19 protein-coding genes are annotated in these 25377 nt (G+C 42.2%); 9 read left to right on the top strand and 10 right to left on the bottom strand.

What is annotated here, in order from left to right; all coding sequences use genetic code 11:
- Window positions 1-91 precede the first annotated feature (91 nt).
- The 4 genes from lpxD to EPB74_RS05780 all read left to right on the top strand — a co-directional run bounded on the left by lpxD (window position 92) and on the right by EPB74_RS05780 (window position 4329).
- On the top strand, window positions 92-1108 hold the full coding sequence (gene lpxD, locus EPB74_RS05795) for a UDP-3-O-(3-hydroxymyristoyl)glucosamine N-acyltransferase (RefSeq protein ID WP_274903570.1): 1017 nt from the start codon (window positions 92-94) through the stop codon (window positions 1106-1108).
- Between the two features lie 90 nt (window positions 1109-1198).
- Window positions 1199-1708: a 3-hydroxyacyl-ACP dehydratase FabZ gene (gene fabZ, locus EPB74_RS05790; RefSeq protein ID WP_274903291.1), complete on the top strand. Its 510-nt coding sequence runs from the start codon at window positions 1199-1201 to the stop codon at window positions 1706-1708.
- Between the two features lie 181 nt (window positions 1709-1889).
- Window positions 1890-2669 carry an acyl-ACP--UDP-N-acetylglucosamine O-acyltransferase gene (gene lpxA / locus EPB74_RS05785; protein WP_274903290.1) on the top strand — a complete coding sequence of 260 codons (780 nt, stop codon included), beginning with the start codon at window positions 1890-1892 and terminating at the stop codon, window positions 2667-2669.
- 307 nt (window positions 2670-2976) lie between these two features.
- Window positions 2977-4329, top strand: coding sequence for a sodium-dependent transporter (locus EPB74_RS05780; protein ID WP_089553995.1), 1353 nt, complete (start codon window positions 2977-2979; stop codon window positions 4327-4329).
- 183 nt (window positions 4330-4512) lie between these two features.
- On the opposite strand, the gene tgt is transcribed toward EPB74_RS05780, so the two are convergent.
- The gene (gene tgt, locus EPB74_RS05775) at window positions 4513-5664 is read right to left on the bottom strand and encodes a tRNA guanosine(34) transglycosylase Tgt (RefSeq protein ID WP_274903289.1); all 1152 of its coding nucleotides are present in this window, start codon (window positions 5662-5664) and stop codon (window positions 4513-4515) included.
- A gap of 208 nt (window positions 5665-5872) precedes the next feature.
- Between tgt and EPB74_RS05770 the strand changes: the two genes are divergently transcribed.
- Window positions 5873-6562 carry an SOUL family heme-binding protein gene (locus tag EPB74_RS05770; RefSeq protein ID WP_274903288.1) on the top strand — a complete coding sequence of 230 codons (690 nt, stop codon included), beginning with the start codon at window positions 5873-5875 and terminating at the stop codon, window positions 6560-6562.
- A gap of 67 nt (window positions 6563-6629) precedes the next feature.
- Here EPB74_RS05770 and asd read toward each other — a convergent pair whose 3' ends face one another.
- Entirely contained in the window at window positions 6630-7763 is a 1134-nt protein-coding gene (asd, locus tag EPB74_RS05765) for an aspartate-semialdehyde dehydrogenase (protein WP_274903287.1), read from the bottom strand.
- A 435-nt stretch (window positions 7764-8198) separates the two neighbouring features.
- Between asd and EPB74_RS05760 the strand changes: the two genes are divergently transcribed.
- Together EPB74_RS05760 and EPB74_RS05755 are read left to right on the top strand one after the other, a co-directional pair.
- Window positions 8199-9335 (top strand): endonuclease/exonuclease/phosphatase family protein, encoded by a 1137-nt coding sequence (locus EPB74_RS05760; protein WP_274903285.1) that lies wholly within the window; start codon window positions 8199-8201, stop codon window positions 9333-9335.
- Between the two features lie 468 nt (window positions 9336-9803).
- Window positions 9804-9956 (top strand): hypothetical protein, encoded by a 153-nt coding sequence (locus EPB74_RS05755; protein ID WP_274903284.1) that lies wholly within the window; start codon window positions 9804-9806, stop codon window positions 9954-9956.
- A gap of 166 nt (window positions 9957-10122) precedes the next feature.
- Here the strand turns inward: EPB74_RS05755 and EPB74_RS05750 are convergent, their stop codons facing one another.
- Together EPB74_RS05750 and EPB74_RS05745 are read right to left on the bottom strand one after the other, a co-directional pair.
- Window positions 10123-11523, bottom strand: coding sequence for a peptidylprolyl isomerase (locus EPB74_RS05750; protein ID WP_274903283.1), 1401 nt, complete (start codon window positions 11521-11523; stop codon window positions 10123-10125).
- Between the two features lie 173 nt (window positions 11524-11696).
- A complete protein-coding gene (locus EPB74_RS05745) occupies window positions 11697-14795 on the bottom strand; it encodes an LPS-assembly protein LptD (RefSeq protein ID WP_446740024.1) in 3099 nt (1032 codons plus the stop codon).
- A gap of 374 nt (window positions 14796-15169) precedes the next feature.
- Here EPB74_RS05745 and EPB74_RS05740 point away from each other — a divergent pair, with 374 nt between their 5' ends.
- Together EPB74_RS05740 and murU are read left to right on the top strand one after the other, a co-directional pair.
- On the top strand, window positions 15170-16309 hold the full coding sequence (locus EPB74_RS05740) for an aminoglycoside phosphotransferase family protein (protein ID WP_446740023.1): 1140 nt from the start codon (window positions 15170-15172) through the stop codon (window positions 16307-16309).
- A gap of 86 nt (window positions 16310-16395) precedes the next feature.
- Window positions 16396-17124 (top strand): N-acetylmuramate alpha-1-phosphate uridylyltransferase MurU, encoded by a 729-nt coding sequence (murU, locus tag EPB74_RS05735; RefSeq protein WP_274903280.1) that lies wholly within the window; start codon window positions 16396-16398, stop codon window positions 17122-17124.
- Between the two features lie 116 nt (window positions 17125-17240).
- Here the strand turns inward: murU and EPB74_RS13435 are convergent, their stop codons facing one another.
- The 6 genes from EPB74_RS13435 to coq7 form a co-directional block, all read right to left on the bottom strand.
- Window positions 17241-17357 (bottom strand): DUF2474 domain-containing protein, encoded by a 117-nt coding sequence (locus tag EPB74_RS13435; protein WP_413520005.1) that lies wholly within the window; start codon window positions 17355-17357, stop codon window positions 17241-17243.
- A 51-nt stretch (window positions 17358-17408) separates the two neighbouring features.
- On the bottom strand, window positions 17409-18425 hold the full coding sequence (gene cydB / locus EPB74_RS05730; protein WP_274903279.1) for a cytochrome d ubiquinol oxidase subunit II: 1017 nt from the start codon (window positions 18423-18425) through the stop codon (window positions 17409-17411).
- Window positions 18425-19948 carry a cytochrome ubiquinol oxidase subunit I gene (locus EPB74_RS05725; protein WP_446740022.1) on the bottom strand — a complete coding sequence of 508 codons (1524 nt, stop codon included), beginning with the start codon at window positions 19946-19948 and terminating at the stop codon, window positions 18425-18427. Before EPB74_RS05725 ends, cydB begins: the two co-directional genes overlap by 1 nt.
- A 469-nt stretch (window positions 19949-20417) precedes the next feature.
- On the bottom strand, window positions 20418-22937 hold the full coding sequence (locus EPB74_RS05720; RefSeq protein WP_274903278.1) for an esterase/lipase family protein: 2520 nt from the start codon (window positions 22935-22937) through the stop codon (window positions 20418-20420).
- 392 nt (window positions 22938-23329) lie between these two features.
- A complete protein-coding gene (locus tag EPB74_RS05715) occupies window positions 23330-24421 on the bottom strand; it encodes a tetratricopeptide repeat protein (protein ID WP_274903277.1) in 1092 nt (363 codons plus the stop codon).
- Window positions 24422-24665: 244 nt separating this feature from the next.
- The gene (gene coq7, locus EPB74_RS05710) at window positions 24666-25304 is read right to left on the bottom strand and encodes a 2-polyprenyl-3-methyl-6-methoxy-1,4-benzoquinone monooxygenase (RefSeq protein WP_254423036.1); all 639 of its coding nucleotides are present in this window, start codon (window positions 25302-25304) and stop codon (window positions 24666-24668) included.
- Between the last annotated feature and the right edge of the window lie 73 nt (window positions 25305-25377).

Below are 25377 nucleotides of genomic sequence, written 5' to 3'. Positions count from 1 at the left end.
AGTAATTGAAGCGTTTGTTAGATTTAGCCGGTCGTCAAGATGATATCTCAGCTTGGCGACCATCTTATTCATGTCAATACTAATACTAACTATGATAACGATTGAGCAACTCATCACTCGAATTGAGCAGCGTCAGCCGGTTCTTAATAAGGCTGAGCTTAGCGCTGAGCAATACCGTCTAAATTTAGACAGTATTGGTAATTTAACCACGGCTAATCGGCAGCAGTTAAGTTTTTTAGCCAACCCTCATTATCTCTCTAGCCTTTCTAATAGTGAGGCAGGTGCAGTGCTTACCACTGCAGAGCACCGTGATAAAGTGGCAAAAAATACGGTGGCATTAGTAGTTGCCACGCCTTATTTGGCTTATGCTAGCGCCAGTCAGCTATTTGCCCGTCAACAGTCAGGCAGCGGCGTCCATCCGAGTGCAGTAATAGCCGAAAGTGCCATTATTGGTAATCAAGTGACTATCGGGCCATTTTGCGTCATCGGTGAGCGGGTGCAAATTAGTGATCGCAGCGCCCTCGATGCTCATGTGGTCGTCGAAGCAGACACTACTATTGGCACTGACTGCGTTATCAAGTCCCAAGTAATGATAGGGCACGATTGTATCATCGGTAACCATGTCAGATTGCACGCTGGGGTGAGCATAGGATCTGAAGGCTTTGGCTTTGCACCGACCAGCAACCCTAGTGTCACGGGTTGGGAGCGTATTGCTCAGCTAGGGCGTGTAGTGATTGGCGACCATGTCCGAATTGGTAGTCAAACTTGTATTGATCGCGGTGCTATTGATGATACGGTAATTGGCAATCACGTTATTATTGATAATCTGGTACAAGTGGCCCATAACGTTCGTATCGGTGATGGTACGGCTATCGCTGCCCAAACGGGTATCGCTGGTAGCACTACTATTGGCAAGCGCTGCATTATTGGCGGTGCGGTTGGTATCACCGGTCATATTGAAATCACAGATGATGTGACATTGTCTGGTATGACCATGGTGACCAAGTCAATCACAACAGCGGGCTCTTACTCTTCTGGAACCGCTGCCATGCCGACTGCTAATTGGCGCCGTGCTGCTGTACGTTTTCGCCAGCTCGGTCGTGGTTAATGCTTAACAATTAAAAAGTGCCACTACAAAAGATTATTTATAAGATTTAAAAACACAGCAAGATTTAAAATCCAGCAAGGAAGCACCATTATGAGCATCACTGATATTGATACCCCAACTGATGAAGACATCAAAAGCTTGGCTGAACAAGGCTTAACATTGCCATTAACGTACCATACCCTTAAACACTATCTGCCACATCGTTATCCATTTCTGCTCGTAGACAAGGTGATTTCCTGTAAACCTGGTGAGTGCATTACGGGTATCAAAAATGTGACCATTAATGAAGAGTTCTTTAATGGGCATTTTCCTGATGAGCCGATTATGCCAGGTGTATTGATGGTTGAGTGCATGGCGCAGGTTTCAGGCGTACTAGGGTTTATTAGTGCGGGATTGACGGCAGAAGATGGTTATTTGTATCTGTTTGCAGGGGTCGATAAAGTACGCTTTAAGCGTCGCGTCATCCCTGGTGATCAACTGATTATCCGTGCCAAAACCGTGATGCAAAAGCAAGGTATTTATAAGTTCGATTGTACGGTACACGTTGAAGATGAGCTTGCCGCCAGTGCTCAGATTATGATTGCCCGTCAGGAGCAATAAGGCGCTTTTATTCACTTTGAGCGAATAATTAGTAAGAGTGCTCAAAGCATGCCGTTAATGTTAATAATTAGAATGATAGCTGTATTTTTTAACAGAGCTAGTATTAGGGTGATTAATAGCGCTAAACTGTCTGTATTTGTTTTACTATTTACTTGCATCAGATGATACAAAGGTCCACATTATGAGTCAGATCCATCCAACAGCACTCATCTCACCGTCTGCTAATATTGATGAAACCGCAACCATTGGCCCTTATTGTATTGTCGGTGATGAAGTCTCCATTGGCGCACATACGGTTTTGCATCGGCATGTGGTCGTGACTAGGCTAACTCGTATTGGTGAGTACAATCAGTTTTATCAGTTTGCAAGCATTGGTGAAGACCCGCAGGATTTAAAATATGCTGGTGAGCGTACATGGCTTGAAATTGGTGATCATAATACGATTCGCGAAGCTTGTAGCTTGCATCGTGGCACAGAACAAGATGGTGGCTTGACGAAGATTGGTAGCCACAATCTAATGATGGTAAACACCCATGTTGCGCATGATTGTTTAATCGGTGACCATAACGTACTGGCTAATAATGTTGGTATCGCAGGGCATGTGACCATTGGCAATCATACGATTATTGGTGGTAATTCAGGCATTCACCAGTTTTGCACTGTTGATGATTACAGCTTGGTTGGTGGTGCTAGTTTGATTCTAAAAGATGTGGCCGCTTTTACGATGGTTTCTGGTAATCCTGCTAAAGCTCATGGGCTGAATGTTGAAGGTATGCGCCGCAAAGACTGGTCTCAAGATACCATTGATGTCCTGCGTCAAGCTTATCGCATAGTCTTTCGATCGGGCTTGACGACGGTACAAGCGCTTGAAATATTAAAGCAAGAACTATTGCCAAAAGAGCCAAAAATGGAATTACTGATTGATTCTTTACAGAAAAGTCGTCGCGGTGTGGTTCGTTAAGTATTGTTTTATTAATCGCAAAACATCGTTTCAGTCGAAATTACTAAACAACCAAACTGTTGTAAGTTGTCCTCAAGAACTTATTAAGCCATAACTAATAGTTATGGTTTTTTGTGTTTATGACTACTTGACTTTTTAGGTCGCTTAGCAGAAACTGAGCCTCTACAACATTGTAAACAATTCTTTCTTAATGTTGCTGAATGCATTGTATTGATGCGTTAGTTAAATAGTCAAATATTATGGACAGCTATTTATAATAATCAAGGATGATTACAAGCAATATTAATTGAAGCATGAGGAAGGCGAAATGGCTAATAATAAACAAGATCATGCCCAGTGGAGCTCAAGTTTTGGCTTCGTGTTGGCAGCAGTAGGCTCGGCAGTTGGTTTAGGAAATATTTGGAAGTTCCCTTATATGGTAGGTGAGAGCGGCGGTTCAGCTTTTGTTATTGCCTATCTGCTTTGTATAGCCTTGGTTGGTTTTCCAGTACTGGTCGCTGAGTGGCTGATTGGTCGCCGTGGTCAGAAAAACCCTATTAATACCTTTAAAGATGTCGCCGCAAGCGAAGGTAAATCAAGTAGCTGGGGCATTGTTGGCGCGACGGGTATTTTAGGTGGTTTTTTAATCCTATCCTTCTATAGTGTCATTGGTGGTTGGGCGCTTAACTATATTACCAAAGTAGGAACGGGTAGTTTTGCGGGTCAAAACAGTGATTCTGTCGCTGCGACATTTGACGCGATGCTAGCATCAGCGGGTACGTTAACTATCTGGCATACGGTATTTATGATTATTACCGCGCTGATTGTTGGTATTGGTGTTACTCGTGGTATTGAAAACGCTGCTAAAATCATGATGCCATTATTGGGTGTGATTCTATTTGTTATCGTTGGTTATAACGTGGTGAATGGTGGTTTTGGTGAAGCAGTTAATTATTTATTTGCACCTGACCTTAGTAAATTGACCGTTGATGTGATGCTAGCAGCACTAGGTCATGCTTTCTTTACCTTATCAATCGGTATGGGCATCATGGTTGCTTACGGTTCGTACTTAGGCCGTGAAGTAAACTTACTTAAAACAGCTCGTACGGTAGTTATCTTAGATACCGTTATTGCTTTAGCAGCTGGTTTGGCTATTTTCCCAATCATCTTTAATAACGGTCTTGATCCTGCATCAGGTCCTGGTCTGATCTTTGTGAGCCTACCTATTGCCTTTGGTAGCATGGCTGGTGGCGCTATTATCGGTACTTTGTTCTTCTTATTAATTACTTTTGCTGCAGTGACGTCGTCAATATCCTTACTAGAGCCGAGTGTTGAGTTCTTAGAAGAGCGTACGTCGATGAACCGCACCATGTCGACTATCACTGCAAGTACTGTGATTTGGTTATTGGGTATCGCAGCGCTCTTGTCATTCAACTTATGGGCTGACTTTACCATCATGGGTAACGGCATATTTGATGCGTTAGACAAGTTAACCAGTAAGTTCTTATTACCATTAACGGGTCTTGCAGGCATTATATTCTTTGCTTGGAGAATGGATCAACGTAGCATCCAGCAAGAGCTTAATTTATCGAATAGTACTTGGCAAATTTGGCAGATTATAACTAAATTTGTTGCGCCAATTGCTATTATTGTGGTGTTTGTTGCAGCGCTAGTAGGTTAAAAGCGTTACGCTGAGACTGAGCTGTAAATTATGTTTAATTAAAAACGAACATCGATAGCGACATGTAAAATACACGCAATAAAAAAGGGCTTAAGATTATCTTAAGCCCTTTTTGTATTTTAATGATGATAGAAATGAGATATAAATAATAGCGATAGAAGTTGGTTTTAAAATGAAAAATAGTTAGCGTAAATTTAGTTCAGGAACCGTTTGTCCGCGTTTACTATAAAATTCATGCACAAATTCATCAAACTTATCTTGTTCAATCGCGTCTCTGATACCTTGCATCAAACGTTGATAGTAACGTAAGTTATGAATCGTTGCTAGTTGCGCACCCAGCATCTCTTTACATTTATTCAGATGTGATAGATAAGCACGGCTAAAGTTCTGACAGGTATAGCAGTCACATTCAGGATCTAAAGGACCTTCATCGGTGCGATATTGGCTGTTACGTATACGTACCACGCCCGCATTATCGGCGTCGCCTGTGACAAAGTAATGACCATTACGCGCGTTGCGAGTTGGCATGACGCAGTCGAACATATCGACACCGCGTCGCACTCCTTCAACGAGATCTTCAGGCTTGCCGACGCCCATTAAATAACGTGGCTTATCGGCTGGCATATCATCTGCGATATAATCTAGAACGTCTATCATTTCTTCTTTTGGTTCACCAACAGACAAACCACCGATGGCATAACCATCAAAACCAATATCGAGCAATCCTTCGAGTGACTGTTGACGTAAATCGGCATACATACTACCTTGAATGATGCCAAATAAAGCATTGGTGCTACCAAGCTTTTTATGTTCATCAACGCAGCGCTGGCCCCAGCGTAGTGATAACTCTAAAGATTTTTTCGCTTCTTCATGAGTTGCAGGATAGGGCGTACATTCATCAAATTGCATGACGATATCTGAGTTCAAGCTGTATTGAATCTGCATTGATTTTTCTGGTGACAAAAATACTTTTGCACCATCGATAGGTGATTTAAACGTCACACCTTCTTCAGTAATTTTACGCATCGCACCGAGACTAAATACTTGGAATCCGCCTGAGTCGGTCAAGATCGGCTTATCCCAATGCATAAATTTATGCAAGCCACCGAATTTATCAATAATATCCGTACCAGGACGCAGCCATAAATGAAAGGTGTTACCAAGGATGATGTCAGCGCCAATGGCTTCGATATCACGTGGCAGCATACCTTTAACCGTACCGTAAGTACCAACCGGCATAAAAGCAGGCGTTTGTACGTCGCCGTGATTGAGATGAACTGTACCGCGGCGTGCACGCGTGTCGCCGCTGGCCGTTTTATGTAAGACAAATTGCATAAGATAACCGCTATGTAAGCTATGGAAATGGCGCTAATTATAGCATTATTAGGTTTTTTTTGGACATCGAAGTTTCTCTAATACAGATTTGATGGGGTGTTTGTATCTAGCCATAACCAAAAGCTACAGACATCATTATTGATTCATTGCTAGAGTAGAATAAATATAAAAGCGGTGACATGATGCTTTTCGCTAGTTGAGGCGTGACATGATTAAAGCAACCAGCTTGTTGAGTAGCTTGACGTTAAGTGGCGTACTATTCACCAGTACATTATTGATATCAGGAGCAGCTATGGCTACCGAAGAACCAAACTATACTATCTTGTCGCAAATCGAAGATTTTGAGCTGCGTCGCTATGAGAGTCAGCTGGTCGCACAAACTTGGGTTTCCGGCGACCAAGATGCGGCTAGTCGTGCAGGATTTAAGGTATTAGCGGATTATATATTCGGTAATAATACAGCGCCAAGTGGAGAAAGTAGTAAAATAAGTATGACAGCTCCTGTAGGCATGAAATTTGAAACAAAGCAGCCCGAAACCAAGAAGGGTAGTGATTCGAAAAAAATTGCCATGACTGCACCAGTGAGTATGCAAGAAACTGATGGTAAATGGCGCGTACAATTTACTATGCCGAGTCAATATACGATGCAAACACTACCGAAGCCAAACAATCCTGACGTCACGATTATTGAAGTGCCTGCACAGACTTATGGTGTTATTAAGTTTTCGGGGTTAGCTGGCAATGAGAAGGTTGCTGCTAAAACTGCAGAGTTGCAATCTTGGATGCAAACGCAAAAATTAAGGGTTACAGGCGCACCTGAACTGGCCCGTTATAATCCACCTTGGACGTTGCCTTTTATGCGTCGCAATGAAGTCATGATCGCCTATCAGAAAGAATAATCCAAAAACAGTCCAAAAAAAAGACAGCAATCACTGTCTTTTTATTTTTTCGCGCATTATATTTGGTTTAATTATTTTGCTCGCGAATGATATTCAACATGCGGCGTAATGGCTCAGCTGCGCCCCATAATAATTGGTCACCGACGGTGAACGCCCCTAGATATTCAGGCCCCATATTGAGCTTACGCAGGCGACCAATTGCTACGGTCAACGTACCTGTTACTGCAACTGGCGTTAAACGGTTGATAGTAGCTTCTTTATCATCTTCGACCACATCTAGCCATTCATTACCGCTATTTCTTAGCGCAGCTTCGATCTCTTCTAGCGGAATGTCTTTTTTAAGCTTAATGGTTAAGCCTTGTGCATGACAGCGCATCGCACCGACACGCACGCACATACCATCGATAGCAATCTTATCTGCTTCTGAATTACCAAGGATTTTGTTAGTTTCAACACCACCTTTCCATTCTTCACGCGATTGTTTGTTTTCCAGCTGCGAGTCAATATATGGAATTAAGCTACCGGCCAACGGCACACCAAAGTATTGCTTAGGGAAACCAGCTGAGCGTTGAGTTTCAGCAATTTTTTTATCAATCTCTAGTATCGCACTAGCAGGATTGGCAAGCTCGTCTTTGACCGCATTGTGTAGCACACCCATACCTTCGATTAACTCGCGCATGTTGTTGGCACCAGAACCACTAGCCGCTTGATAAGTCATGGCGCTGACCCATTCGACCCAACCTTTATTAAACAGCTCACCGATAGCCATTAGCATGAGCGATACGGTACAGTTACCACCGATAAAGTCTTTTATGCCATTCGCTAGGGCGCTATCAATCACACTGCGGTTAACTGGATCAAGAACAATGATGCTGTCATCTTCCATGCGTAATGTGCTTGCCGCATCAATCCAGTAGCCATTCCAGCCGCTATCACGCAGGGGTTGATGTACCTTTGAGGTATAATCGCCACCTTGGCAGGTAATAATTACATCACAAGCAGCTAGTGCTTCAATATCATGAGCATCTTTTAGTTGGCTGGTCTTAATACCATCGAAGCTTGGCGCATCACCGCCTGCATTGCTGGTTGAAAAAAACACCGGTGTGATACCGTTGAAGTCTTTTTCTTCCGTCATACGTTGTATCAATACTGACCCTACCATACCGCGCCAGCCCACCAAGCCTACTGTTAAATTACTCATGAAACTTAATCCTTTTTACAATAAATTGTTGCATCACCAACCGATAACAATGCCGTGAATAGAGCCAAAAAGCAAGTTTTTTTAGACGGTTCTAGGGATTTTCTATACATTAATAGCTATGCTCATTATAACGTTACGTTATGATTATGACGATGATATTCGCTAGGATTACTGATTTCACTCAGTAATCAGTAGAAGGAAGATTTATAAATTTTACTCAGTATATCTGAAGGGCTGAAACTGTAACGTTTTATAGTAGATATGGCCTAATTAATGTTCAATAGTAGGCGCTGGTCTTATGAAATGCTAAAGTAAGCAGCTACTAAAAGTAAGCAGCTACTATCAGTTTAAATATTAACAGTACTGAATTACCTAACTGACGATGTACATAATCATTGGCTTAGCCATTAATTTAATAAACGGTCGATACACATTATGGATTTCTCCCTACTATATTATGGCGCACAGTGGTTAGCGGGACTAATCGCCTTTGTAACGATTTGGGGCTGGCTACCACTTGATCATTGGTGGGTACGCGGTGTAGATTTTCCTCGTATTCAAATTATGATACTAGGCATCATTGCATGGATCGGTATGGTGGCGTTTGGCTCAGAATGGCAGCTAGGACAGTGGCTGCTGTTTGGGTTGTTGAGTATTGCCTTAGCGTTTCAGCTCAGAATGGTGTTGCCGTATACCATGCTATGGAAAAAAGAAGTACTAAATGCTAAAGATAAGCCGGATGTGCACGAGTATCAGTTAAAAATCATGGTCTCAAATGTATTAACGACCAATGACGATACCTACAAATTGGTTGAATTAGTACAACAGAAGCAGCCTGATATATTAATCACCTTAGAAAGTGATGAAAAATGGGAGCAAGCGCTCAATCAAGTTGAATTAGATTATCCTTATACTGTAAAAGTACCCTTAGATAATTTGTATGGTATGCATCTATATTCTAAGCTTGAATTGATAGATCCTGAGATTAAATACTTGATAATTGATGATATCCCTTCGATTCATACGCAGATGCGCTTGCAAGGAGGGCAAGTCATCTGGCTATACTGTTTGCATCCCATGCCACCAAGTCCAACGGAAGCAGACAAATCTACTACCCGCGATGCAGAGCTACTAATGGTTGGAAAGCATATCAAAGATCATAAGCAAACAGCCATATTGGCGGGGGATCTCAATGATGTCGCTTGGTCAAAGACAACCCGTCGCTTTCAGCGTATCTCAGGGCTGCTAGATCCACGTATTGGACGGCATTTTATCAATACTTTTCACGCTAATTACCCATTTCTACGCTGGGCGCTCGATCATATTTTTCATAGTCCTTGTTTTACCGTAGTGGATATCAAGCGCCTACCTTCTATCGGCTCTGACCATTTTCCTGTTATGACGACATTGCAATATGAGCCTGAAAAGGAGGTTAAACAGGAGGAAAATGCTCCTACCGCCCAAGCAGAAGACTTTAAAGAGACAGAAAATAAAATCAAAGCGGGTAAAAAAGAGGGCAGCAAACTATCTCAAGAGCACGCAGAAGCACAGAATAATAGTGATTCAGAATAAACTTAAATGGGGTCATAAGCTCTCTTGAAGCGAGCCATCTAGACGTAAGCAAATGCTTACATCAAATAAGGTCTTTAGCCTCTAGTCGCCGCACATCAATTGTCTTAGAATACATCCATCAACACAAGGATACGTAAGGATACCGTGTTGAGACAGTATTAATAAAAGGACAGGTCAGCCCGCTGTCTTATAAGTTACTGTTTATGACTTAGGATGAGTCAATACGGAAGAAATAATAATAACAATATGAAACGCCATAGCCCCGAACCAATCGCCCTAGGTTCGGGGCTTTTCTTTGTATGTCAGTTTTAAGATTATTTTCAAGTGCTAAATTTCGTTTAAATATTTATTTTGCGGCGATTGATACTAAATATCGAATAATCAAATCTATGCTTCTGCTTCTGCTTCTGCTACTTCTATATTGGTTATTCTGTTATCGTTTAGATATTCAGAAAGATTAAAAGGAATATGAGTGATTTTCCAGAAGACACTTTTAAGAAAGACAATCTTGAAGAAAACTTAAGTAAAAACTCTAATGCTGAGCCTCAGCCAAAATCTGCTTATGAATTATGTGTGTTAGCCGAAAGTGAAAAAGTACATGAGTTAATTGCTCAAGCATAAAAAAAGCTCGCGAACGCGCGCAGAATGAATAGTAATTATAAAGCTATTCAGACAATAAAAAGGGTATATGCGTTGGCATATACCCTTTTTTTATAAAACGTTTTAGCTGTTATTTAGTTAGCTAGCATATAAAGAGCTAGCCAAGCACTCATTAAAGAAACATTGGTTAACCAAGCACTTGAATATAAGCGCCTGAACGCAGCTCTTGCAGCCAATCTTCCTTGGCTTGTGGTGCTAGGCGTTGGTATAGCGCTTGGCGTGCCATATTACGACGGTATTCATCGCTGACATCCTGCTGACGCTTACCTTCAACTTTTAGTATGTGCCAACCAAACTGAGTTTTAAATGGGGCAGAATAATCACCAACCGCAGTATTCTTCATCATGGCTTCAAACGGTCCAATCATCTGCTCTTCACCAACCCAATCTAGATCGCCACCGCGTCCTGCTGAGCCGGGATCATCTGAGTAAGTTGATGCCAGACTAGCAAAATCAGCACCACTACGCAGTTGATTATAGAGATCGTTAATCTTTTGCTCAGCAAGCGCATCAGTCTGTAGCTCATCGACTTTGACTAATATATGACGAGTGTTCCATTGAGGTACAAGCGTGGTATCACTGGATTTTTTATTAGCCAGTTTGATGATGTCAATGCCTTCTGGGGTCACTAATGGTGCACTAACTGCGCCGACCTCAAGCTTAGTAATTTCGCTCGATAGCTCTGTAGGTAGGGCAGCTGCTTTATGAAAGCCCATATCTCCACCTTGTAGTGGAATAGGATAGCTGCCTTGGCTTGCCGCAATGGCTTCAGCAACATCGACATTTGGTGCAAGCAGACGTGTACGTAATTTCTGTGCTACCTGTAGCGCTTCGTCACGCTGTGCTTCTGACAATCGGCTGTAGTCATCTATGTACGGAACACGAACGTGGACCGTTTGGTATTCGCTTTGATTTAAACGTTTGGCTTCAGGGGAGGCTAAAAATGCATCAATATCTTGTTCACTAATGCGCACGCGGTTAGTGATTTGACGTTGTTGCAAGGCTTGTATTGCGGCGTCTTCAATCAATTGCGCACGTAGAGTGGCATAGCTACCAGGTTGTGCTGAATCTAAACGCTGCTGCAAAGCACCAATACTGTTGAGACCTTCCGTTTGCGCAATTTGTCCTAAGCGTTGATTGATAGCCGCTTCATCAGGATTTAACCCAACACGTTTGACCAATGACAATTGTAATTCACGCAAAATGAGCGCATTTAATACTTCGGACTGTAACTGTGCTGAATTGGCAATCGGTTCACCAGCAGCTTTAGCACGCGCCTGAGTCTGAGCAATAGCAGCAATTAAATCACTTTTTAAGATAGCGTTTTCATTGACCAATGCAATGATGCCGTCGGTACTATTTGCAGGCGTTAAACGTGTCACACTATTTTGCTCAGCAGCGGTAGTCGCTTGTGCTTTTGCAGGTTTAACGGTAGCGGCTTGCGCACTAACACTAAGCGCAATAGCGGTGGTTAGCCCCATAGATAGAACTACGGCTTTGCTCGTGTGGCGTAAAGAAAAAAATCTCATGATGCTCCTCATCAATGTCATTGCATCGGATGGTAATCGGTTAAATCCGCTTATGATACTTTGATTATTAAATAATAATAATCAAGTAGCGACTTTGGTTGTTTATAATAAGGTACAAACGCTTTTATATAATACTTAATAAGCTAACAATTAGGCTTGTTTCTGCCGCGCTATTAATCTTTCCAAGCGCTTTGGACAGGCTCAAATCCTAAGACTTTATCAGCAAGTAATCGTGTTAAACGACTGCTGCCACTGCCAAGACCATTGAGTCTAATCTCTGCCATAATCGCTTGTGTGGGTTTGTCTTTAACATTTAAGTCATTATAGTAACGACGACCATAAACGGCAAAACCAAAACAGCAATCCTCGTAATCAACACCGATTAAAGAATCGAGTATTTTATCACGATTATAGTCATATTGACCTTGAGCCAATACACGCCAGTTATTATTAATGGGGAAAACCGCGGATGCTGTCAATGCAGACAGTGGTAGCTGGTTGGTATTTTCATCAGCCTGCCGCTTAACAAAACCCACATTAAATAAGCTATTATCAGATGGCTGATAACGCAGCTCAGTAGTAATATAATTTAAATCATAGCTTTTGGTAAGAGCGCCACTCACGTCAACCCAAACGTTATTATAAGGTTGGGTGCTGGTATCCCATACCAATCCTGAAGAAGATGAGGTAAAGACAGGTTTTTCATCTTCAAGTGTGACACGCCCATCATCGATATAAAACTGCTCTGCGATGTTACCATCAAAACGTGTCACACCCGTTGCATCGATGTAACGATAATTAATGCCAGGGGTAAAAGCATGTAAATCTTGCAGGCGGTCATGTCCTAAGAACCAGCTGTCCGAAAACAGCTGCTCGTAGTTGATAGAGGCAATACGAGTATTAAAGTTAGGAATCTCATTTTGGTCTTTGTAAGGCGAGTAGGTGTATTTTAAGCGTGGGCTAAGTAAGCGATAACCGCCCAAAGTATCATCAAACGCACCAAAAGGTGAGCCGGCTTGGTAAAAATGTAAACCCGCATCAATACTGGCTTGTGGGACAAATATCGACTGGTTACCATCGCCTTTATTGAGTTGGTTGTCCGCTAAACTGTCTTCATCATAAGACGTATATAGATGCTGTAAGCTCAGCTCTGGCTTGATGTAGCCCCAAGACTTTTCGATTGGATAAGCAGCGCTGATTTTATTGTAAAGACGTGCACCACTTTTCTCATTCTCAGAACCGTCATCGATGGACTTTTTAAAATAAGCCGAATCACTCACACCAGTGATATCAAAACCCTTTGCCCAAGGCAGTCGATAGTTAAGTTTGAGCTGTGGTAGGCGCGAGTAAGGCTTATCTTTATCCTGTAATGGCTGTCCATTATTGTTAAAAGCATCGAGGGTTTGAAAGGTCTCAACTTTTAGCTCGCCATCGACATAATCGTTATAATAATTAAGTTGGGCACGGCGAGGAAGGTTTAAAGTATTGTCTGATAAACCTAACGTATCAAAATCGTTCAGATAGTCTGCATCAGACACATAACTATACTTAGCATCACCGCTTAAGCGTGGAATGCTGGTCGATGACCAATAATGATCATAAAATAAGCTGCTGCGATCTTCGCCGTCATACTCTTTATCATTGGGTAAATAGGAGCCGTTAAAAACACCCTCGCCATAATTCTCAGTCAAATAGCGAAATTCACCTGAGAGCATCGGATTACGATTGGTATAGATATGGGTGTTAAGCGTCGCATCGTAGTTGGGTGCTAAATTGAGATAGTACGGTATATCAACTTCAAGCCCACTTTTACTTCCAAAGCTAGCACTAGGTAATAAAACCCCAGTACTGCGACGATTATCTATAGGAAAATTAAAATAAGGCAAGTAGAACACCGGCACATCAGCGATACGGAAAGTCGTATTATAGGCTTCGCCTCGGCCAGTATCGGTATCCAAGTCAATACTTTTGGCTTCAAATTGCCATTTACGATTGGTTGGTGGACAGGTGCTATACATTACCTCATCTAGCTCATATTGGCTGTCATTAGGTCGATTTAGGCGCTTGGCATAGCCGTGTGCTTGCAATTCCACACTAGCAAAGGCCACATTAGTGGCAGTTGATTGTCCGGTTTCAGTATTGTAGTTTAAGCCGTCCGCGACACCGATGAGACCGCCTTGTGTTGTCTTGTCAGTGAGGCTGGTTTTATTGTTATTTTGGGCGTTGTTTCTTTGGTTATTGGTATTTTGAGCTTGAGTAGTAGACGTATTGTTTTTACCAGTAGCTTGGTCAGTAAACATCACTTTACCTTGCGCCGCAGCCACGCCATTGCTCAAGTCCAGTACGATTTTGTCCGCTTCGATATGCTGGGTACCTTGGTTGATAATGACATTGCCTGATAGCTCGGCATAATCGACACTATCGTAATAACCATAATCTGACTCTGCAAATAGCGGCGCTTGGTTATTGGGAATACCGTTTAGATTGGGTGTTGGCTGACCATTACTAGCGCCAGTCTCATTGATAGCTCGTTGATAATTAGGGTTTTTCTTTGGATAGACCCATTGACCTTCGCAGCGTTGGGCGCTATCGACGGTGTTTGGCAGTAGCTGTAAATTTCTACCTACTGTTGGAATAGCTTGCGCTGTAGGCATCAGCGTATTCTGAATATTGTCTGCTTCAGAGTCTGCCACATTGTCAGCATTGCTTACCGTTGAGGTATCAGTATCGGGAGTCAATTCATAAAACTCTGCCAAACGCATGAGGCTATCTTGAATACTCTCGTCGCTGACATCAAGTTTACTGTTGTCAGTTTTTGGCTCAGGTGTGATGCTGTTAGTTGCTCGCGCCGTACTATTATTTGGATGACGGTCGTTGTTGGTCTCTAGTGGCTGTATAAAGGAATCATCACTATTTTCATTAATTTCAGTAACATTTAAATTGCTATTATCCAAAGGTGCGTTGCTAGTTAAAACCGTGTTATTAGCATCAGCTGCAGTATTTATTCCTTTATAGTCCGTGTTCTGATTGCTCTCGCTTGGATAACTGATGTCTTGATTGATACTGTTATTATTGTCGCTATTACTATTGCCGCTATTATTAGTAGAATTTGTCACGTCATCAGAGACATAACGGCTAGGGCTATCAGCTATCAATAGCTCAGGCGTCAGCGAATCAGTATTAGTGATAGCAGCACTCACGGTTAAGCTGGATAAGCCTAAGGCACCAAATAAAATCAAACGGATGCTTTGGTAGAGCGGAGAATATAACAAGGGCACACCTATGATTGTAGAGCCTATTGGATTGCGACATTTGGTCTATTGACCATATTTCAGCTATATTTGGCGCTTAAAAAATGAATAATAAATAATATAATCTTAAAATCTGGGACGTTTTACATATAATGACGACTAATCATAGTCAAAAAAAATCAAATCAGCTACACTAATTATCAAATTGTCAAAATTTATCAGATAACCAAGCCATTCTTGAGAGAGAGGCTGAATTTGTAGTGAGCCGCAAATATTGCCTAATGCATCAATAGATTTAAGACAGATGCTATTGTGGGTTAAGTGCTCACTATTTTAGCAAGTATTTGCCACACTTATCACTAATTTAGTTATTTACGATTTATATTTAACCTGCGATGCCTTTTATGACCGATAAAACTATGATCGATAAAACAATGTTAGAGCCGACCGTACCTGTTACAAATACTCGCCAGCAGCAGCTAGAAACCTGGTTACAGCAAGTATTTATAGAGCAAAAGTTTATTCTCGATAGCCTGCCTGGTGATGCTAGCGCGCGCCAATATCACCGTATCCAATTATTGGATAATGATGAGAATAATGCGACAAAAACAGCGCGCTATATTGTCATGGATTCTGCTGATGAACAAGATGCTTTGCAGCAGTTTATCAATGTGGCAAAGTTGATGTCAGCGGCTATCAATGTACCAACGCTGGTAGCCCAAGATGTGACAAAGGGATTTTTGGTATTACAAGATTTTGGTACGGTAGAGTTTGCGCATTTACTCGTTGATGCGACCCCTGCACAGATTAACGATTACTATCAATTGGCGATGCATACGTTAATCGCGCTACAAACGATGCCAGTCGCGACGGCAAAATCAGATTACCAATTGCCAGACTATGATACGGCACTATTGACCCGTGAGATGGATTTATTTAGCGATTGGTTTATTCCTCATATCGGTGTAGCGCTTAATAAAACGTTATGGGAAAATCTAAAAACAGCCTTAATAAATGAGATTTTATTGCAGCCACAAGTAATCGTCCATCGTGATTACCACAGCCGTAATTTAATGCAAGATCAGGCGGATAAAACGCATTTAGGGGTGATTGATTTTCAAGATGCTGTGATTGGTGCTTATAGTTATGATTTGGTGTCACTGCTCCGTGATGCTTATGTCGATTGGTCAGAGCATCAAGTGAGTCGTTGGATCCATGATTTTTGGCAATTGCAGCAGCAAGCTGGGCTCGAGACGGCAAACAGTGCAGAACAGTTTGAGAGTGATGTGAATGTGATGGGCGTACAGCGACATCTAAAGGTGTTAGGCATCTTTATCAGGCTTTATGAGCGCGATGGTAAAAATCGCTATTTGGCCGATATTCCTAAGGTGATGCGTGATTTAATTTTTGAGCTGGAATGGCTTGAAGAGTATGGTAGCCATCCTATGCAACAAAGGGTTGCACCTTTTAATGAATGGTTGAGAGATACGGTACTGCCCGCATATCAGAGTAAGTTTGTGCAGCAATACATTTAATGAACGTCATTTGATAGGTTGTTATAAAGTATCGATAGTTTTCATCTTAATTTTTAATGTGATAAAAATAAGAAAAAGGAGCGGTTATGTCCGCAATAACGCAAGCAATGATTTTGGCAGCGGGTAAGGGCACGCGCCTGCGTCCGTTGACACTTGAAACACCTAAGCCCTTAGTAGAAGTTGGCGGGCAGCCGCTCATTGTCTGGCACATCAAAGCGCTACAAGCGGCTGGTATCACGGATATTACAGTTAATGCGTCTTGGCTTGCAGAAAAACTGATGGATACGTTAGGTGACGGCTCGCAATTTGGCGTGCAGTTGCATTGGTCGCTTGAAAATGATGAGCCATTAGAGACGGCCGGTGGTGTTTTTCAAGCACTACAGACTGGAAAACTACAAGATGCGCCATTTATCTTAGTCAACTCTGATGTCTGGACGACCTATGATTTTTCCCAGTTGCAAAACTATAAGCTGGGTGCTGACCAAAGAGCGCACTTATTATTGATTGATAATCCAGAGCATAATAATGCTGGCGATTTTGCTATCAACAATGGCTTGGCTAGTGAGCAAGCGATCGGCGATGCTGATAAATATACTTTTGCAGGTATTAGCGTCATGTCACCTAGAGTGGTCGATGGTTTGGTATCAGGTCAACCAGCGGCACTGGCACCACTACTTAAACTGGCTATGATAAAGTTCCAAGTGACCGCAGAAGTAATTATGGATAATTGGGTAGACGTGGGTACGCCTGAGCGTTTAGAGCAGGTAAACGAGTTTATTGAAACTAAAGGTACAGGCGCACATCGCGGTGCTTAAATAGTATTTATTCGTTACACTATTCCAGATTTATAGTAATAGCTAAAAAAAACCGCCGCCCTAATGTTATTAGGGCGGCGGTTTTTTTATTAATGGCTAACTGGATAGATAAATACTTACACGCCCATTGCCAATTTAATCAGCTGCGCAATGATAAAAATAGTCAAAAAACCTGCGATATATAAGCCAATAAACCATGCCCATTGCGACTGCTTTTTACTAAGATTTTTCATAATACTCTCCTAAAAAGTATTCTCCTGAAAGCTTAGGATATAAAATGCTGCTTAATACATATGCTCATGATCGGTTTTACCTTTAAACGTATAATAGGCAAAAGCGGTATAACTGAGGATAATCGGTAGCATGATGCCGGCACCAATTAACATAAATGATAGTGAGGTATCAGCCGCAGCAGCCTCATAAATAGTCATTTGATACGGGACGATATACGGGAAGATAGCAAAACATACGCCAATATAACCCATTAAAAATAGTGCTACCGTTAATAAGAACGGGCGATATTCACGCTCTGATGTCAAATCTTTGCGCATCAAGAAAAATAATAGCACGACGATAATTGGCATCGGTGCAAGATATAATAGACCTGGGAAACTAAACCAGCCTTCAAGCGCTTTGATATCTGAGAAGTACATGAACATCGTTACTACAATCATTGCTACAATCAATGCAGACAACATCCAACCAGATACTTTACGTGCCCATATTTGTAGCTTATGCTCAGTTTTGATAATCAGCCACGTTGAACCGAGTAGCGCATAACCGATCATGAGTGCAATACCACAAGCGATAGAAAACAGCGTGAACCAATCAAAAGGACCACCAGTATATAAGCGATTGCTCGCCTCTAATCCTTGAACTAAAGCACCGAGCATAATTCCTTGGAAGAAGGTTGCAACGACAGAACCGATAAAAAAGAAATAATCCCATACATAACGGTGTGAAGTGGCTTTGAAACGAAATTCAAACGCCACGCCACGCATGATAAGACCAAATAGCATAAAGGTGACGGGCAGATAAAGACCGGTCATAATGATGCCATAAGCAACTGGGAATGCGGCAAACAAGCCGCCGCCGCCCAAGACTAGCCACGTCTCATTACCATCCCAAAAAGGAGCGATAGAGTTCATCATGCGGCTACGGTTTTTATCAGAGCCAGCAAACGGGAATAAGATACCGCAGCCCAAATCAAAGCCATCGAGTAATACATAGATGAAGACTGCTAAAGCGATTAAACCGCCCCAAATGAGGGGTAAATCTAATACATCACCAAAGTTAAACATTAGCGTAATCCTCCGTCATCGACGTCATCGGCAGGCTTATCAAAATCTTTATCTGAACTGTTTTCAGATGAGTTTTGTTCCATGTTATCACTGGCGTTACTATCACCACTTAACGTGCGACCTTGACCTTCAGTGATTGAGTGCTCATAGAAATTATCATCAGCAGGGTCCTCATAAGGTTTAGGACCTTCAGCGATTAAACGAAGAATGTAAAGGCTACCTGCGCCAAATACGATGATATATAGGACAATGAAGCCAATCAGCGTCGTTGCGACTTGTTGGGCAGCAACCGGAGACATGCTCTCAGCAGTACGAATAACCCCATATACTGTCCATGGCTGACGACCGGTTTCGGTAACAAACCAACCTGCAAGTAGGGCGATAAAACCAAGTGGCGTCATCATCATCCAAGCACGGTGGAACCATTTACTTTCAGGATCGAATTGTTGTTTTTTAAAGTATTTATAAAGACTAAATAGACCTACAATTACCATTAATGTACCAATAGCAACCATGACGCGGAATGACCAAAAAACAATGGGAACGTACGGTCGGTCTTCTGGTGCCCAGTTTTTAAGCCCTTTAACTTCGCCGTCTAATGAGTGGGTTAAAATTAAACCCGAGACATAAGGAATTTTAATTTCATAATGGTTTTTTTCTGCTTTTTGATCTGGAATGCCAAATAAAACCAAGGGCGCACCGCGCTCATTTTCCCACAGACCTTCCATCGCCGCTACTTTAACTGGTTGATGCTCTAAAGTGTTTAGACCATGCATATCACCGATAAGTACCTGTGCTGGCGCGACAAAAATGGCCATCACCATTGCCATACCGAGCATGACACGACCATGTTTGCGATGTTCGATATGTTTTTTTGATTGCAAATAATAAGCGCCAATACCACCGATCACAAAAGCAGTGGTCAAAAAGGCTGCGGTCATCATATGCGCATAGCGGTAAGGGAATGAGGGGTTAAAAATGATTTCTAACCAATTAGTCGGATAAAGTAGACCATCTGCGCCAACCATAAAACCTTGTGGCGTCTGCATAAAACTGTTGGCAGCCAAAATCCAAAAACCCGATATCAGCGTACCGATAGCGACAATCGCCGTAGAGGCAAAGTGCATGCGTTTACTAACGCGGCCCCAACCAAAGAGCATGATTCCTAAGAACGACGCTTCTAAGAAAAAGGCGGTTAATACTTCATAGGCGAGTAGTGGACCTATGACGTTCCCTGCTTTATCAGAGAATACCGCCCAGTTGGTACCGAATTGGTAGGACATCACCACACCCGATACCACACCCATCCCAAACACTACGGCAAATATTTTTACCCAGTGCTTATAAACTTCTGCATAAATAGGCTCGCCGGTTTTAAGCCAGCGGAACTCTAAGACAGTTAGAAAGCTGGCAAGTCCGATGGAGAAAGCCGGAAAGACAATATGCCATGAAATAACAAAAGCAAATTGAATTCGCGCGAGCATCAGCGCATCAAGCTGACTGATCATAAATGTAGCGAACATAAACGGTTACCCTTATCTGTTAGCTGAATAGCGCTAGCTTCCATGATACGCTGAAGTAACTGTCCGTAACGGTCCATTAATCAGGACGATAATTGCTAGGGACAATGGCTAAGTGTTATTTAGCTATTACTGTCGTTTAGATGACATTTTAACCAAGGTAGTTTTAATCAGCACTATTTAGTTAAATTAAATAATTTATGTCCTTATAAACTATTAAATATGCATTCTATGACAGTGTTAATAATATCTACTATTCCAGTATTATGCGCCTGACCATGCGTACACGCAAGTTAGGGGAGCTTCTTAATACACACCTATTAGTCATAATTTATCAACAATGTTATTTTTAAAAAAGCCATTGTTTAAGTAAGGTTATCAATAGATACGTAATAGTAATCTAAAATAACATTTTCTAATAACAGTTATTCGATACGCATTGTAAAAAACATTGTTAGAAGAAAAATTTTCGCTAATGTTTTAACTGCTGATGCAAAATACGGCGCAGGGTAAGAATCGTTTGTGGATTCTCTTGAATACTATGACCGCCATTGATGACGGTCTCCGACGCTGCACCATCAAGATGAGCGCTGGTATAGGGCACGATACCATCTGATAGACGTGAGGTTAATGCTTGGCCAATCTCTCCATCGACTGTGACGGCGGCGACAAGCGCTTTACTCGACAACTTATCTGTATCAGCGCCTGCATTATCTGTATTACTTGTATCGGTAGCTTCGATTGCACTATCGTCATCCTCTGTAATTTCTTGCGATAAATCAAGTTTGACACCCGCTGGTTGCATCTCTGCAAGACCTTTAGTGATATCGGCATCGTTATTGGCGATTATCGAATGATACGTAATACGCTTATTAATACTGATGTCTTTCGTTAATTGAATAAAAGAAGATTTATCACTTAATTGACTGGCACCATTTTGCAAATATAGCGCACCGAAAGGGTTTTGTGCCAAGTCACCTTGGATGGCAATAGTCGCTAAATTGTCCGTGACGGTTTTTACCAAACCAACGGGGAGATAAATAATGCGGCGTAAAGCGCGAGTAAACCAACGATCGGCATAGTCAGTACCTTGGAAAGGCGAGGATAAGAATACCGCTGTGTCGACTTGCGGTAGGGCGCTTAACTCAAACCGGTTACGCAGCTCTTTATTAGTAAGCGCTTGTTTTAGCATCGCATCGACCTGACGTTGGCTGCTGTTGGCCAGTAAATCCTTGTCGTCTAATGCATCCAAATTGTTTGCCAAACTATCATCAGACAGCATCATACGAGCAATGATACCGCCCATACTATGGCTGATAATGACGCTGTTTTTGCTGGAGAGGTTTTGCCCTTTAGGGTCCGTTTGCTGATAAGTCGTATTGATTAACTTTTGGATTTGATAGCGATTTTCTAAAATAGGTAAGTTGGTTGGATAAAATATTTGCCATACTTGATAGTTATTACGCAACTTATCATCATTAAAAATATCGTTGGTTAAGTTGACCCAAGTTGCCGGACTCGAGGCCAAACCATGCAGCATAATAATCACTCGTTTATCGGGATCATAAGGCTCGAGCATAAAGAGTTTTGGCAGACTGGCTTCTTTTTGGCGGGTAATGAGGTTTAAATAGCCGACGCCATCGAGCTGGTTTTCTGCCAGCCATAATCCATAACCGGCAGAGAAGTTGGCTGCAAGTGGATAATCATCGCCTAAAATATTGGCGCTCTCACTGCGGTAAGGATTGTACAGATGTATATCTAGCTGCTCACTACTGAGGGTGCCGAGCACGCTATCGCCAGTTGGCTTAATCAGCCCCGTCATCAATAAATGTCCAGTCGGATAAATGCGTGAGCGAGCGTCACTTTCCTGTGCCTTGTCTCGTGTATTGTTATCTACACTGCCATTATTACCTTCTTTATTTAGTCGACCTGATAGCGAGGATACCAATAACTGACGGATAGTGGTAGTGTAGCGATCGTCCAATGAAGCAACCAAGCTGATACCCAATCCTGGTCGTTTGCTGATTGAGTTGAGTCCAGACAGGCGCAGCTCGTAAGTTGAGACCAAATCAGCAAGCGCTGAGGTTTGTTGATTGGCATTTTTTAGATAGTTGTTTTCGTTGGGCAAATAGACATTAAGGTTATAATTGTCTAGTTTTACCTTCATTACTTTGACTTGATCGGTAGGCTTGCCGCTAAGTGGCGTTCGATTAGCAATTGCTGCTTGCTCACTACTATCGCTGCTAGTCGCCGTGGTTGGTAGATACTCCACTTTTATATCACCCATCATTCTATTGGTGCCACCTTCCGGTTGATATAGCTGGGTAATGACGTCATTGCTGGCAGCGTTATAGATGTCTTGGGTTTGGATGTCGATATCGCTTGGGATACGATTTTGCTGTTTAGTCCTGCCTTTCTCTTTATTCGCTCCTTCAAAATCATGGACTAAACTGTCATAAAACAAGTAAGTATAACTTGATTTAATGGCGTCAAATAGCTGTCCTTGATAGCTCACTAAGCATTTATTAGTTTTTTCTTTTTGTGCCTTGGTAGCAGCATCGTCTAATGACGCGTTGGCATAATAAGGATCAAGTGGCGGGCGGGCAAGCGCATTTTGGCAGTCTTGCGACTTTGCCAGCTCGCGCGCTTTAGCATAGTATAGCTCCGAAAAAACCGCCAACGCTGGGCGGTAATGTTCATTGAGCATGCTGTCATTCAGCTGCGTTAGGCACAATTCAAATTGCTGCATACAGGCTTGCTCATTGAGTCCTGCTGACAGTAAGACCGATGCAGTATCACTACTTAACTTGTCATCGGTAACAATATTGCTGCGCTGGGCAGAAATGGTCTTTGCGGACGCCTGTTTATTGACAGAAACGGTGCTACAAGCAGGCAATACTGCCATTACTGATACTAATGCCAATAGGGCAACAGGCTTGATGTTTTTATTGGTGGGTGTCAGCGCATTATTGACAGGGTCAGCAAAAATCATAGGTAATTCCAGTTAATAATGGTCAGAAATGCATAATTAAGTGCTTACTACATCAGCATGAGTGTAACGTAACTTTTGTGGTTCGACTATTATATTCGATGCCTTATATTCAAATACCACCAAATTTAATTAATACCTTTTGCTAAATAAAAATGAATAAAGTTTGTTCAAAATAAAAGAAATATACTCAAAATATCGTTTAGTAAGGAGTTATACAGGTGTGGTCTACTTAGCGCTTATGCTAGGCAGAAAAAAGCGTCTTTTTTATATTGCCTTTGTGACAAGATAAAAAAGACGCTAAAGTAACACTCTCAAATTATTTATGATTATAATTTGAGAGTGCTTTTTGATGGCTAACTATACGTTAACCATTATCTTTAAGTGGATAATGTTTACATAGTTGGTTTAACATTAACATTTGGTGCTGGGATGTCCCAAATATAAAATTTGCCATCTTCTACAAGCTTGATTTGTTGACGAATGAGGGCGTTATTAGGTACTTGTTGCTCAAGGCGACGTAGACGCTCTAATGCTTTGTCACGACGATCACTTAACAAATCTGATTGTGCCAAACTTTGCTCTGCTTCGGTGTAGCCTAGACTGACTGCTTTATCGAGATATTTTTGTCCTTCTTTAAAACCGCCACCTTCTGACAACATCAAACCATATAAAAAGTTGGCTTCACCGCTATCAGGCTTAACTTTGATAGCACGATCAACATATTGTCCGCCGCGTACCGTATATTCTGACCCCAAATCCAAGTTACGACCCATACCATTCAGCTTAGCCGCACGAAGTAATACATCATACGAGGCATTTGGCGATTTGGCATAAGGCTCAATCCAATCCGTCATTACTTTGATTTTTTCACGAGCGTTGTGACGTTGGGTGCGGTTAGGGAAGTTTGGTGGGTAGTGGCGTGCATTTGGTGATACGTCTTTAATAAAGTCATCTAATAAGCTGACGTCTAATTTATCGGTGCCAAGGCCTTTTTGTTGCGGTATCAACATCGTAGGTACAAAGCTGATATCTGACAGCTGTACTTGTGGTGTTGGGATATTTGGCAGCTGACCACCGCGCAAATCAATACCGGTTGCAGTCATTGGTCCGCGCTCATAAACCCGAGTAGTGCCTGTTAATTCAAGCTCTTGATTGGCTTGCGACTGAGCCTCGTTTTGAGCCGCGTTTAAAGGTGTACGGTTTGGTTGAACATTGCTTTGTTGTGCATTATTTGGCGCTGCAGCATTTAACTGCGCATCAGGTTGAGGAGTGCTGACGGCCGCGTTAGGTTGAGCTCGGCGAATCACGCGTTTGCTTGAATCGATTGCGCTAGGGACTGCGGCGTTAGCAGAGGCGGCCGCGGTATCGTTTTCTGCAGCATTCACAGGAGCAGATAGCATCATGGCACATGCGGCAGCTAATGCCGTTAAGGTCGCAAATTTATGCGCTTTGTTAGAGATATTCGGTTGGCTGATCGCTTTCATAAAAATCGTTACCTTGTTTAATAGTTATGTTTAATAGTTATCTTGTTTATTTGGTCGTTATTAATAAATCCGTTGATTAATAGTGCTGTTGCGATAATATAGAATTGTTATGGCAAAATAGTACAAATTTTTAATACCGTAGCAAATTACTCTCAATGCTATCAGTAGTAGGATTGTTAAAAGTAAATACTGACCCATTATCTGCATCATTTATAGCGAAGAATATGGCTTGCTATATCGATGGTTATAGATGATAAGCTGTGGCTTTCATTCGATTGGCCATCCAACGCATGGTATGGCGTACGGGTGGTGACAATGCTGCACCGCCATTGATGAGAGCTAACTCGCGATGATGCAATTCTTCAATATCCATTTGCGCCAATATTTCTCTTGAGCGCTGATCTTGCACCGGCAGCTGTCCAATGTGGTCTTGTAGATGCTCGCTGACTTGCGCCTCAGTTTCAGCAACAAAACCCAAACTAAACTCGTTAGAGATGGCACCTGCTACCGCCCCAAGACCAAATGACATGCCGTACCATAATGGCGTAAAAATACTGGGATGGCTGCCAAGCTCATCTAAACGGGTCTCGCACCAGACCAAATGGTCGACTTCTTCTTCAGCGGATTGCTGCATAGCTTGTTTGACATTATCATCTTTTGCCGTCAATGCTTGCCCGTGATACAGCCCTTGCGCGCATACTTCGCCAGTATGATTGATACGCATCAATCCTGCAACATGACGCGCCTCAGTGATACTCAGCTCAGGAATCTCGTCACTGCTTACAGGCAATGGACGGGTGCTAGGGTTCGAATGCGGTACGACAGCTCGCAATGCCTTGTCTACTCCAAGCAGTAATTGATCGATTTTTGATAAGGGACGCAGGGCCATGGTTCACTCCTGATGGCTTTATTTACGAAATTTACTAAGAATATAATTTTGCTATTCAATACTTTAA

The organism is Psychrobacter sp. DAB_AL62B (assembly GCF_028895345.1).
Classification (GTDB): domain Bacteria; phylum Pseudomonadota; class Gammaproteobacteria; order Pseudomonadales; family Moraxellaceae; genus Psychrobacter.
This window is presented reverse-complemented; position numbering and strand designations above follow the sequence as displayed.

Coding starts and splice junctions, on each gene's coding strand:
- lpxD (WP_274903570.1), top strand. CDS start 92: ATGATAACGATTGAGCAACTCATCACTCGAATTGAGCAGCGTCAGCCG.
- fabZ (WP_274903291.1), top strand. CDS start 1,199: ATGAGCATCACTGATATTGATACCCCAACTGATGAAGACATCAAAAGC.
- lpxA (WP_274903290.1), top strand. CDS start 1,890: ATGAGTCAGATCCATCCAACAGCACTCATCTCACCGTCTGCTAATATT.
- EPB74_RS05780 (WP_089553995.1), top strand. CDS start 2,977: ATGGCTAATAATAAACAAGATCATGCCCAGTGGAGCTCAAGTTTTGGC.
- tgt (WP_274903289.1), bottom strand. CDS start 5,664: ATGCAATTTGTCTTACATAAAACGGCCAGCGGCGACACGCGTGCACGC.
- EPB74_RS05770 (WP_274903288.1), top strand. CDS start 5,873: ATGATTAAAGCAACCAGCTTGTTGAGTAGCTTGACGTTAAGTGGCGTA.
- asd (WP_274903287.1), bottom strand. CDS start 7,763: ATGAGTAATTTAACAGTAGGCTTGGTGGGCTGGCGCGGTATGGTAGGG.
- EPB74_RS05760 (WP_274903285.1), top strand. CDS start 8,199: ATGGATTTCTCCCTACTATATTATGGCGCACAGTGGTTAGCGGGACTA.
- EPB74_RS05755 (WP_274903284.1), top strand. CDS start 9,804: ATGAGTGATTTTCCAGAAGACACTTTTAAGAAAGACAATCTTGAAGAA.
- EPB74_RS05750 (WP_274903283.1), bottom strand. CDS start 11,523: ATGAGATTTTTTTCTTTACGCCACACGAGCAAAGCCGTAGTTCTATCT.
- EPB74_RS05740 (WP_446740023.1), top strand. CDS start 15,170: ATGCCTTTTATGACCGATAAAACTATGATCGATAAAACAATGTTAGAG.
- murU (WP_274903280.1), top strand. CDS start 16,396: ATGTCCGCAATAACGCAAGCAATGATTTTGGCAGCGGGTAAGGGCACG.
- EPB74_RS13435 (WP_413520005.1), bottom strand. CDS start 17,357: ATGAAAAATCTTAGTAAAAAGCAGTCGCAATGGGCATGGTTTATTGGC.
- cydB (WP_274903279.1), bottom strand. CDS start 18,425: ATGTTTAACTTTGGTGATGTATTAGATTTACCCCTCATTTGGGGCGGT.
- EPB74_RS05725 (WP_446740022.1), bottom strand. CDS start 19,948: ATGTTCGCTACATTTATGATCAGTCAGCTTGATGCGCTGATGCTCGCG.
- EPB74_RS05720 (WP_274903278.1), bottom strand. CDS start 22,937: ATGATTTTTGCTGACCCTGTCAATAATGCGCTGACACCCACCAATAAA.
- EPB74_RS05715 (WP_274903277.1), bottom strand. CDS start 24,421: ATGAAAGCGATCAGCCAACCGAATATCTCTAACAAAGCGCATAAATTT.